Raw genomic sequence first — 9,955 nt, forward strand, 5'->3', positions numbered from 1 at the left:
CATGGCTGTGGTCGCGCGCCAGGTACAGGTAGAACGCCGGCAGCACGAACAGGGTGAACGCGGTGCCGATGGTCATGCCCGAGGCGATCACCATGCCCAGCGAGAAACGCGCGGCGGCGCCGGGACCCTTGGCGAGCAGCAGCGGGATCATCGCGAACACCAGCGCCGCGGTGGTCATCAGCACCGGGCGCAGGCGGATGCCGGCGGCCTGCTCGATCGCCTCGCGCCTGGACAGGCCTTGCAGCTGCAGCTTGTTGGCGAACTCCACGATCAGGATGCCGTGCTTGGAGATCACGCCGACCAGGGTGACCAGGCCAACCTGGGTGTAGATGTTGATGCTCATGCCCGGGAATGCCTCGATCCCGGCGATCTGCAGCGCGCCGGCCACCAGGGCCAGGAAGTTGAGCACCAGCAGCGCGCCGGAGATCGCCATCGGCACGGTCACCAGCATGATCAGCGCGTCGCGGAAGCTCTCGAACTGCGCGGCCAGCACCAGGAAGATCGCCACCAGGGCGAAGCCGAGGGTGACCAGCATGGTCGCGCCCTCCTGCTTGTACTGGCGCGACTCGCCGGCGTAGTCGACGCTGTAGCCCTGCGGCAGCACCTCGGCCGCCGCCTCCTCCAGCACCCGCAGCGCCTCGCCCTTGGACACGCCCGGGCGCGGGGCGAAGGTGATCGCCACCGCGTTGAGCTGCTGGAAGCGCTTGAGCGTCTGCGGCTGCGCGGTCTCCTTCAGCGTGACCAGGGTCGACAGCGGCACCAGCTCGCCGTCGCGGGTGCGGGTGTAGTAGTTGCGCAGCTGGTCGGCGTTGAGGCGGTCGCTGCGGCGCACCTGCGGGATGACGCGGTACGAGCGGTTCTCCATGGCGAAGCGGTTGGTGTAGCCACCGGACAGCATGGCGGCCATGTCCGCGGCCAGGGTGCGCATGTCGATGCCCAGCGAGGCCGCCTTCTCGCGGTCGATCTGCACCTCGACCCGTGGCTTGTCGATCTTCAGGTCCTTGTCCAGGAAGATGAAGCGGCGGCTTTCCATCGCCTTCTGCAGGATCGCGTCCGACAGCTCGTTGAGCTGCTGCAGCGAGCCGATGCCCAGCACCAGGAACTCGCCGCCGCCGTCGCCGCCGGCGGTGGGCAGCGAGGGCGGGACCAGGGCGAAGGTGTTCAGGCCGGTGACCTGGGCCAGCTTCGGCTGCAGCTCCTGCTGCAGCACCTGGTTGGTCGAGCGCTCGCGCTCGCTCCATGGCTTGAGCACGAAGCCGGCCATGGCGCTGTTGCTGGCGCCGCCGCCCCCGCCGAAGCCGCCGTTGAACAGGAAGAAGTCGTTGACCTCGGGGATCTCCGCGGCCATCGCGTTGATCTGCGCGGTGTAGCGCTCGACGTAGTCCAGGGTGGTGTAGGCGTCGGCGCTGCCGATGGCGAAGATGAAGCCCTCGTCCTCCAGCGGCGCCGGCTCCTTGGGCGCGGTCCAGTACAGCAGCCCGCAGGACACCAGCACCAGCAGGCCGAACACCGCGATCACGCTGCGCGTCTCCAGCGCGCCGTGCAGGCGCCGCTGGTAGCCGCTGCGCAGCTTCTCGAAGCGCGCGTCCAGCCAGCCCTCCAGGCGGCCCTTGCCGGCGCCGTTCGCGTGCGGCTTGAGGATGCGCGCGCACATCATCGGCGACAGGGTCAGGGCGATCACGCCCGAAAGCAGGACCGAGCCGGCCAGGGTGAAGGCGAACTCGGTGAACAGCACGCCGGTCAGGCCACCCTGGAAGCCGATCGGCAGGTACACCGCCACCAGGGTGGTGGTCATCGCCACCACCGGCCAGGCCAGCTCGCGCGCGCCCTTGATCGCCGCGTCGTGCGGGCTCATGCCCTCCTCGATGTGGCGGTGGATGTTCTCCAGCACGATGATCGCGTCGTCCACCACGATGCCGATCGCCAGCACCATCGCCAGCAGGGTCAGCAGGTTGATGGTGTAGCCGAGCAGCAGCATCAGGAACATCACGCCGACCAGCGACAGCGGCACGGTCACCGCCGGCACCAGCACGCTGCGCAGCGAGCCGAGGAACAGGAAGATCACCACGATCACGATGACCACCGCCTCGATGATCGTGCGCACCACCTCGTTGATCGCGTCCTCGATCGCCTCGGTGCTGTCGTACGGGATGGACGCCTCGATGCCCTCCGGCAGCTGCGGCACGATCTCCTCGTCCCACACCCGGCGCACTTCCTCGATCACGTCCAGGGAGTTGGCGTCCGGGGAGACGAAGATGCCCATGAAGGTGGCGGCGTCGCCGTTGATCTGCACCGAGGTGCCGTAGCTCTCCGAGCCCAGTTCCACGTCGGCCACGTCGCCCAGGCGCACGATCGCGCCGTTCTCCTCCCGCACGATCAGCCGGCGGAACTCCTCCGGGCTGCGCAGGTCGGTGCGCGCGGTCAGGTCCACGGCGACCATCTGGCCCTTGGTCGAGCCCAGCGCGGAGAGCACGTTATTGGCCTGCAGCGCCTGGTGCACGTCGCTGGCGGTGACCCGCAGCGCGGTCATGCGGTCGGGCTTGAGCCACACGCGCATGGCGAAGGTGCCCGCGCCGAGGATCTCGGCGCGCTGCACGCCGGGGATGGTGGCGATGCGCGGCTCCACCGCGCGCACCAGGTAGTCGGTGATCTGGTTGTTGTCGAGCCGGTCGCTGGCGAAGGAGACGTACATCGCCGCGATCTGCTGGCCCTGTTGCAGGTCGATCACCGGATCCTCGGACTCGGCCGGCAGCTGGCTGCGCAGCTTGTTGACCTTGGCCGCGATCTGGGTGAGCGCCTCGTTGGCGTCGTGGTCCAGGCGGATGTAGGCCTGGATGGTGGAGATGCCGGCGGCGCTGGTCGAGGTCAGGTAGTCGATGCCCTCGGCCGAGGCCACCTCGCGTTCCAGCGGGGTGGTGATGAAGCCCTGCATCAGGTCCGCGTCGGCGCCGTAGTAGGCGGTGCTGACGGTGACCACCGCGTTCTGCAGTTCCGGGTACTGGCGCACGTTGAGCTCGGAGAACGAGCGCAGGCCCAGCAGCAGGATGAACAGGCTGACGACCAGGGCCAGGACCGGCTTGTTTATGAAGATGTCGGTGAATTTCATCGTGTCCTCCTCCGGCCGCGGGGGCGGCCGGGGTGGTGGGCGCCGCGCGGGCGGCCGGGAGCGGCGGCGTTGCCGCCGGTCAGCGGTTCTCGGGACGCGGGTCGGGGTCGGCCTGCGGGGTCACCGTGTTGTTGATGAGCACCGGGGCGTCGTTGCGCAGGCGCAGCAGGCCGCTGCTGACCACCACCTCGCCGGGCTCGAGGCCGTCGGTGATGCCGACCAGGTCGCCGCGGGTCGGGCCGGTGGTCACGAAGCGCTGCCTGACCACGTGCTGCGGTGCCTGCTGGCCTTCCTGGACCTCGGCGTTCTTCACCTCGTCCGGGGCATCGACCAGCACGTAGACCGAGTTGCCGTACGGGTTGAAGCTGACCGCGGTCTGCGGCACCACCACGACCTGGCGCGGCTGGCCGAGGTCGAAGCGCACCCGGGCGAAGGTACCCGGGCGCAGCACCCCGTCCGGGTTGGCCAGGGTGGCGCGCACGCCGAAGTTGCGGGTGTTGGTCTCCACAGCCGGCTCCACCGCGGTGATCTCGGCCTCGAACGCCTGCTCGGGCAGGGCATCCACGCTCACCTGCACCTTGCTGCCGACCACCACCTGGTTCAGGCGCTGCTCGGGCAGGGTGAAGTCGACGTGGATCGGGTCCAGCGCCTGCAGGGCCACGATCGGGTCGCCCGGGTTCAGGTACTGGCCCAGGTTGATCCGGCGGATGCCCAGCACCCCGTCGAACGGCGCGCGGATGGTCTTCTGCGCGATCAGGGCGCGCTGCGCCTCGGCCTGGGCGTGGGTCTGGGCGGCGTCGGAGACGCGCTCGTCGACCTCGGCCTGCGACACCAGCTTCTGCGCCCCCAGCTCGCGCCAGCGGTCGCGCTGGGTGGCGGCCAGCTCGGCGGCCGCCTCCAGTGCGTTGAGCTGGGCCAGCTCGTTGGCGGTGTTCAGCTGCACCAGCAGGTCGCCCTTGCGCACCCGCTGGCCGGACTCGAAGGCGATGCGCTGGACCACGCCGCCGGCCTCGGTGGTGACCTGGGTGCCGTTGTCGGCGACCAGGGTGCCCACCGCCTCGGCGGTGTCGCTCCAGGTCTCGGCGCGCGCCTCGAAGGTGCTGACCTCCACCGGCGGCTGCGGCATGTTGTCGAAGAAGCTGTTGAGCGCGCGCTGCGACGCGAACCACAGCCCGAACACGCCGCCGAACACGACGACGAACAGGATCAGCATCAGGGTCATGCGGCGGCCGGTGGATGGCGGGCGCCCGGCGCGTTGCGGCTTGCTGGCACTCATGTGGGGTTCCATTGCTTCAGGTCGTACGGGGGACGGGTCGCGACGGGGCGGCCGCGCGGGCGGCCCCGGTCCTTGCGATGAGATGCGGCATTGCCGGCGCCACGGCGGGGGACGACGGCGGCAGGGAAAGCGCGATTCTGGCCGCAGGCCGGTTGCCGGCGCAACGGCTGCCGGGCCCGGCCGGATCCTGGGCCATAATCGGCCGCCCGTTCCAATGCCTTGCAGACTGCCGATGAGTGCACCCGCCTCGCCACGCCGCATCCTGTTCGCAAGCCTCATCGGTACGACGATCGAGTTCTTCGATTTCTACATCTACGCCACCGCCGCGGTGCTGGTGTTCCCGAAGCTGTTCTTCCCGGCCTCGGAGCCGACCGCGGCCACCCTGCAGTCGCTGGCGACCTTCGCCCTGGCCTTCCTGGCGCGGCCGCTGGGCTCGGCGGTGTTCGGCCACTACGGCGACCGCATCGGGCGCAAGGCGACCCTGGTGGCGGCGCTGCTGACCATGGGCATCTCCACCGTGGTGATCGGCCTGCTGCCGACCTATGCCCAGGTCGGGGTGCTGGCGCCGGCGTTGCTGGCGCTGTGCCGCTTCGGCCAGGGCCTGGGCCTGGGCGGCGAATGGGGCGGGGCGGTGCTGCTGGCCACCGAGAACGCGCCACCGGGCAAGCGTGCCTGGTACGGCATGTTCCCGCAGCTGGGCGCGCCGCTGGGCTTCCTGTGCTCGACCGGGGTGTTCCTGGGGCTGGCGCACTTCCTGGACGAGGGCCAGTTCATGGCCTGGGGCTGGCGCGTGCCGTTCCTGGCCAGCGCCGCGCTGGTGCTGGTGGGCCTGTGGGTACGGCTGCGCATCACCGAAACCCCGGCGTTCCGGAAGACCCTGGAGCGCGAGGAGCGCGAGCGCCTGCCGATGGCCACGGTGCTGCTGCGCCACCCCGGCACCCTGGTGGTGGGCACCCTGGCCCTGATGGCGACCTTCGTCCTGTTCTACCTGATGACCGTGTTCGCGCTGAGCTGGGGCACGGCCGGCCTGGGCTACGACCGCGAGCAGTTCCTGCTGCTGCAGATGGTCGGCGTGCTGTGCTTCGCCGCGACCATCCCGCTGTCGGCGGTGTACGCCGACCGCTTCGGCCGCCGCCGGGCGATGATCCTGGCCACCGTCGGCATCATCCTGTTCGGCCTGCTGTTCAAGCCGCTGTTCGAGGCCGGCAGCGCCTGGCAGGTGTTGCTGTTCCTGTGCGTGGGCCTGGGGCTGATGGGACTGACCTACGGTCCCTGCGGCACCATCCTGGCCGAGATGTTCCCGACCCCGGTGCGCTACACCGGCGCTTCGCTGGCGTTCAACCTGGCCGGGATCCTGGGTGCGTCGCCGGCCCCGTACATCGCCACGCGGCTGGCTGCCAGCCACGGCATCGGCGCGGTCGGCGCCTACCTGGCCGGCATGGCCGCGCTGACCCTGCTGGCGCTGCTGCTGGTGCCGCGCCAGCCGGTGGACTGAGCGCGCCGGCGCTGCCCGCGCGCCGGCGCGCCCGGCTCAGTGGCGGGCGTGGCTGCTGTGGCCGTGGCGGTGGAACAGCCGGCCCATGGTCCGCGCCAGCCAGCCGCCTTCCTGGTGCTCGCGGGCGAAGCGGTTCAGGTGCCGGCGCACCTGCTCGGAGTAGGCCTTGTCGTCGTTGCGGATGTGGTTGAACAGCCAGCGCGAGAGCATCCCCTTCAGCTCGTCGACCACGTCCTCGCCGGCCTGGAAGCGCATGCGGTACTCGGCCACCCGCTTGGTGAACACCTCGTGCACCCGCTTGTGCGCGGCGCAGAACGGGTAGCCGGCTTCCTCCATCAGCTCCTCCTCGAAGGCGAAGTGGGAGAGGGTGTAGTCCACCAGTTCGTCCAGCACCTCGCCCACGGCCAGGGACGAGGCCCCGGTCTGCGCCTGGTGCAGCTGGTTGATCATCGACACGATGCGGCGATGCTGATCGTCGATCACCTCGATGCCGGTATCGAGGTCGTCCTGCCAGATCATCAGGGACATGCGGTCATGCACTCTCTGTGGATGGTGGGCGCAGGCTATGGGCGCGGCCGGCGGCCGGCCTTGATCGCGATCAAGCGCCCCCGCCGAACAGGCGCTTGAGCGCCGCGGCGATCCAGCCGCCGCCGGCCTGGCTGCGCGCGAACTCGTCCAGGTAGCGCCGCACCTGCCCGGCGTAGGCCTTGTCGTCGTTGCGGATGTGGTTGAACAGCCACACCGAGAGCATGTCGCGCAGCTCGGCGATCACGTCCTCGCCGGCCTGGTGGCGCTCCTGGTAGCGGCGCCACCCTGCGCGCGAACAGCTCGTGCACCCGGCGGTGGGCGTCGGCGAGCGGGTAGCCGGCCGCCTCCATCAGTTCTTCCTCGAAGGCGAAGTGCGATTGCGCGTAGTCGACCAGGTCGGCGAGCACCTCGCCGGCGCGCTGCGGCGTGCGTTCGGACAGCTGGTTGATCATCGCCAGGATGCGCCGGTGCTGCTGGTCGATGACATCGATGCCGGTGTCGAGTTCGTCCTGCCAGGTAATGGTCCGGGCCATGCTGCCTCCCCCCTGAGGCGACCGAATGGACCGGCGAAGGCTAGGGGCAGGGGCGCGCGGCGGACCTTGATCCTGATCAACCGCCGCGGATGGCTCAGCCGGCGTCGACCACCCGGTTGCGGCCGCCGGCCTTGGCCAGGTACAGGCGGCGGTCGGCCTCGGCCAGCAGGCTGTGCAGGGTGTCGCCGATGCGCGCGTTGCAGGCGCCGATGCTCACCGACAGGCGCAGCTCGCCGTGCTCCACCGGCAGGCGCAGGTCCTCCACCCGCAGCCGCAGGTCCTCGAGGTGGTCGTGCAGGGCCTGGCCTTCCAGGCCCGGCAGCAGCATGCAGAACTCCTCGCCGCCGAAGCGGGCGATGTGGTCCTGCGGCCGGGCATGGGCGGAGATCGCCGAGGCCACCGCGCGCAGGGCGCGGTCTCCGGTCTCGTGGCCCCAGGTGTCGTTGACGTGCTTGAAGTGGTCCAGGTCGAGCATGACCATCGCCAGCGGCTGGCGCACGTCGCGCATGCGCGGCACCAGGCGCTCGGCGTGGTCGAGGAAGTGGCGGCGGTTGGGCAGGCCGGTGAGGAAGTCGCGGGTGGCCAGGTCCTGCAGGCTGCCGATGAGCTCCAGCTGGTCCACGTTCTGCGAAACCCGGCAGAAGAACTCCTCGCGCGAGTACGGCTTGCGCAGGAAGTCGTTGGCGCCGTTCTTGAGGAAGCGCGCGACCAGGCCGGGGTCGTCGCGGCCGGACACGCCGATCACCGCCATGCGGTCGCGTGCGCGCAGCGCGCGCAGGCGGCGGGTCAGCTCGATGCCCTGCATGCCCGGCATCTCCTGGTCGACGATCGCCAGGCGGATGCTCTGGTCGGCCTCGACCGCGGCCAGGGCGCGGTCGCCGTCCGGCGCCTGCACCACGCGGTAGCCAAACAGCTCCAGCAGCAGGCCGGCATGGGCGCGGGCGCTGGGCGAGTCGTCCACCACCAGGGCCGAGATGCGGCGGTTGCGCTCCAGCCGCTGCACCAGCCAGACGATGTAGTCCAGGCTGCCGGGGGTGTTCTTGAGCACGAAGTCGATGATCTGCCGGCGCAGCAGGCGCTCGCGCAGCTCCTCGTCGTACACGCCGCTGACCACGACGGTGGGCAGCTCGCGGCCGAGGAAGCAGTCGACCACGGCCTCGTGGTCGCCATCGGCCAGGACCAGGCCGGTCAGCACCAGGAACCAGTCGTCGTGGGCGGCCAGCGCGGCGCGGGCCTCGGCCAGGGTCGAGGCCACCGTCACCGGCAGTTCCAGCTGCTGTTCGATCGCCTGGGCCACGGCCTGCACGAACGCACGCGAGTTCTCCACCAGCAGGACACGCTGTGGAAGCGAAGGCGAAGGCGGATTGGGCGCTATCGCGGGCATGCCCCGGCCATTGCACGGTTCGTCCCAGTGCTTAGCGGCCAGGCCGGGGCGGACTTTAGAGGTGCGTCACGTTTTTCCCGGGCCCGGGTCTTACCACAGCGCGTCGCGCAGCCGGTACCAGGCCATGGCCGCCACCAGCAGCGGCATGCGCAGCAGGCGGCCGCCGGGGAAGGGCGCGTGCGGGATCTTCGCGAATGCGTCCAGCCGCCGCGACTGCCCGGCGATGGCCTCGGCGATCAGCCGCCCGGCCAGGCCGGTGGTGGCCACGCCGTGGCCGGAGAAGCCCTGGGCGAAGTACACGTTGCTGCCCAGCCGGCCCCAGTGCGGGGCGCGGTTGAGCGAGATGTCCACGTAGCCGCCCCACAGGTACTCGATCGGCACCCCGGCCAGCTGCGGGAACACCTTGCGGATGCGCCGCCGCATCACCCCGCGCAGGTTCGGCGGCGGATAGCTGGAATAGCTGGCGCGCCCGCCGAACAGCAGGCGGTGGTCGCGGGACAGGCGGAAGTAGTCCAGCGCCCAGTTCACGTCGGCCACCGCCATGTCGTTGCGGATCAGGGCGCGCGCGCCGTCCTCGCCCAGCGGTGCGGTGGCGGCGATGTAGGTGCCCACCGGCATCACCCGGGATTCCAGCTGCGGGGCGATGCCCCGCAGCCAGGCGTTGCCGCACAGCACGGCGAAGTCGCCGCGGGCCTCGCCGCGGGCGGTGCGCAGCACCGGCTTCGGGCCCTGCACCAGCTGCACCACCGGCGAGCGCTCGTAGATGCGCACGCCGGCGGCCAGCGCGGCGCGGGCCAGGCCCAGGCAGTACTCCAGCGGGTGCAGGTGCCCGGAGGCGCGGTCGTACACCGCGCCGAGGTAACGGTCGCTGGCCAGCTCCTGGCGCAGGCGGGCGCGGTCCCACCACTCCAGCGGGTAGTCGTAGCGCTCGGCCATCTCCACCAGGCCGGCGCGCAGGTCGCGTTCCTGGCGCGGCTTGATCGGCACGTGGGCGTGGCCGTCGCGCCAGTCGCAGGCGATGCCGTGGCGGGCGATGCGCCCGCGCAGGCGCTCCATGGCCTCGCGCGACAGGTCGAACAGCAGCCGCGCCTCCTCCGGGCCCAGCAACCGCTCCAGGGTGGACTGCTCGCAGCCGTAGCCAACGATGGCCTGGCCGCCGTTGCGCCCGGAGGCGCCCCAGCCGACCCGCTGCGCGTCGACCACCACCACCTTGTAACCGGCCTCGGCCAGCTCCAGCGCCGCGGTCAGGCCGGTGTAGCCGGCGCCAAGGATGCACACATCGGCCTCGACCACGCCTTCCAGCGCCGGCTGTTCCGGCAGGGGTGCGGCGCTGGCGGCGTACCAGCTGGGCGGGTAGGGCGCGTTCACCGGCGGCTCCGGGCGCGCATGGGCTCAGACCGTGCGCAGGTACCAGGCATAGTCGACGTCGCTGACCAGGGTGTTGAAATCCAGCATCTCGCGCCGCTTCTGCTGGCCGTAGACGTGCCGGAAGGATTCGCCGTACCAGTCGGCGGCGAAGCCGCTGGCGAGGAAGTCCTCGATCGCCTGGCGCCAGTGCGGCTGACCGGCCTCGAACTGCTCGTAGGCGTTGCCGACCACCGGCGGGCCCGGATCCTGGCGGGTTTCCAGCCCG

The 9,955-nt window shown here is 70.8% G+C and carries 6 protein-coding genes and 2 pseudogenes; 1 reads left to right on the top strand and 7 read right to left on the bottom strand.

Features of this window, described 5'->3' with window-relative positions; translation table 11 throughout:
* Positions 1-3,106: efflux RND transporter permease subunit (locus B351_RS0114005; protein WP_019399664.1), on the bottom strand; the 3,106-nt coding region annotated here is incomplete at its 3' end.
* Positions 3,107-3,185: 79 nt separating this feature from the next.
* Entirely contained in the window at positions 3,186-4,382 is a 1,197-nt protein-coding gene (locus tag B351_RS0114010; RefSeq protein WP_050992234.1) for an efflux RND transporter periplasmic adaptor subunit, read from the bottom strand.
* 232 nt (positions 4,383-4,614) lie between these two features.
* Here B351_RS0114010 and B351_RS0114015 point away from each other — a divergent pair, with 232 nt between their 5' ends.
* Entirely contained in the window at positions 4,615-5,877 is a 1,263-nt protein-coding gene (locus B351_RS0114015) for an MFS transporter (protein WP_019399666.1), read from the top strand.
* A gap of 36 nt (positions 5,878-5,913) precedes the next feature.
* Here B351_RS0114015 and B351_RS0114020 read toward each other — a convergent pair whose 3' ends face one another.
* The 5 genes and pseudogenes from B351_RS0114020 to B351_RS17840 form a co-directional block, all read right to left on the bottom strand.
* Entirely contained in the window at positions 5,914-6,405 is a 492-nt protein-coding gene (locus tag B351_RS0114020) for a bacteriohemerythrin (RefSeq protein WP_019399667.1), read from the bottom strand.
* A gap of 70 nt (positions 6,406-6,475) precedes the next feature.
* Positions 6,476-6,938 (bottom strand): annotated as a pseudogene (locus B351_RS16900) (bacteriohemerythrin).
* A gap of 94 nt (positions 6,939-7,032) precedes the next feature.
* The gene (locus B351_RS0114030; RefSeq protein WP_039731690.1) at positions 7,033-8,322 is read right to left on the bottom strand and encodes a diguanylate cyclase; all 1,290 of its coding nucleotides are present in this window, start codon (positions 8,320-8,322) and stop codon (positions 7,033-7,035) included.
* A 90-nt stretch (positions 8,323-8,412) separates the two neighbouring features.
* Positions 8,413-9,690: an FAD-binding oxidoreductase gene (locus B351_RS0114035; protein WP_019399670.1), complete on the bottom strand. Its 1,278-nt coding sequence runs from the start codon at positions 9,688-9,690 to the stop codon at positions 8,413-8,415.
* A gap of 24 nt (positions 9,691-9,714) precedes the next feature.
* A pseudogene (locus B351_RS17840) lies at positions 9,715-9,955 on the bottom strand (glutamine synthetase); the annotation flags it as partial.

Origin of the sequence: Pseudoxanthomonas sp. GW2 (assembly GCF_000283075.1) — a bacterium.
GTDB lineage: Bacteria > Pseudomonadota > Gammaproteobacteria > Xanthomonadales > Xanthomonadaceae > Pseudoxanthomonas.

Excerpts from the sequence above, each read along its gene's own strand:
- B351_RS0114020 (WP_019399667.1), bottom strand. The coding sequence starts at position 6,405 with ATGTCCCTGATGATCTGGCAGGACGACCTCGATACCGGCATCGAGGTG.
- B351_RS0114010 (WP_050992234.1), bottom strand. The coding sequence starts at position 4,382 with ATGAGTGCCAGCAAGCCGCAACGCGCCGGGCGCCCGCCATCCACCGGC.
- B351_RS0114015 (WP_019399666.1), top strand. The coding sequence starts at position 4,615 with ATGAGTGCACCCGCCTCGCCACGCCGCATCCTGTTCGCAAGCCTCATC.
- B351_RS0114030 (WP_039731690.1), bottom strand. The coding sequence starts at position 8,322 with ATGCCCGCGATAGCGCCCAATCCGCCTTCGCCTTCGCTTCCACAGCGT.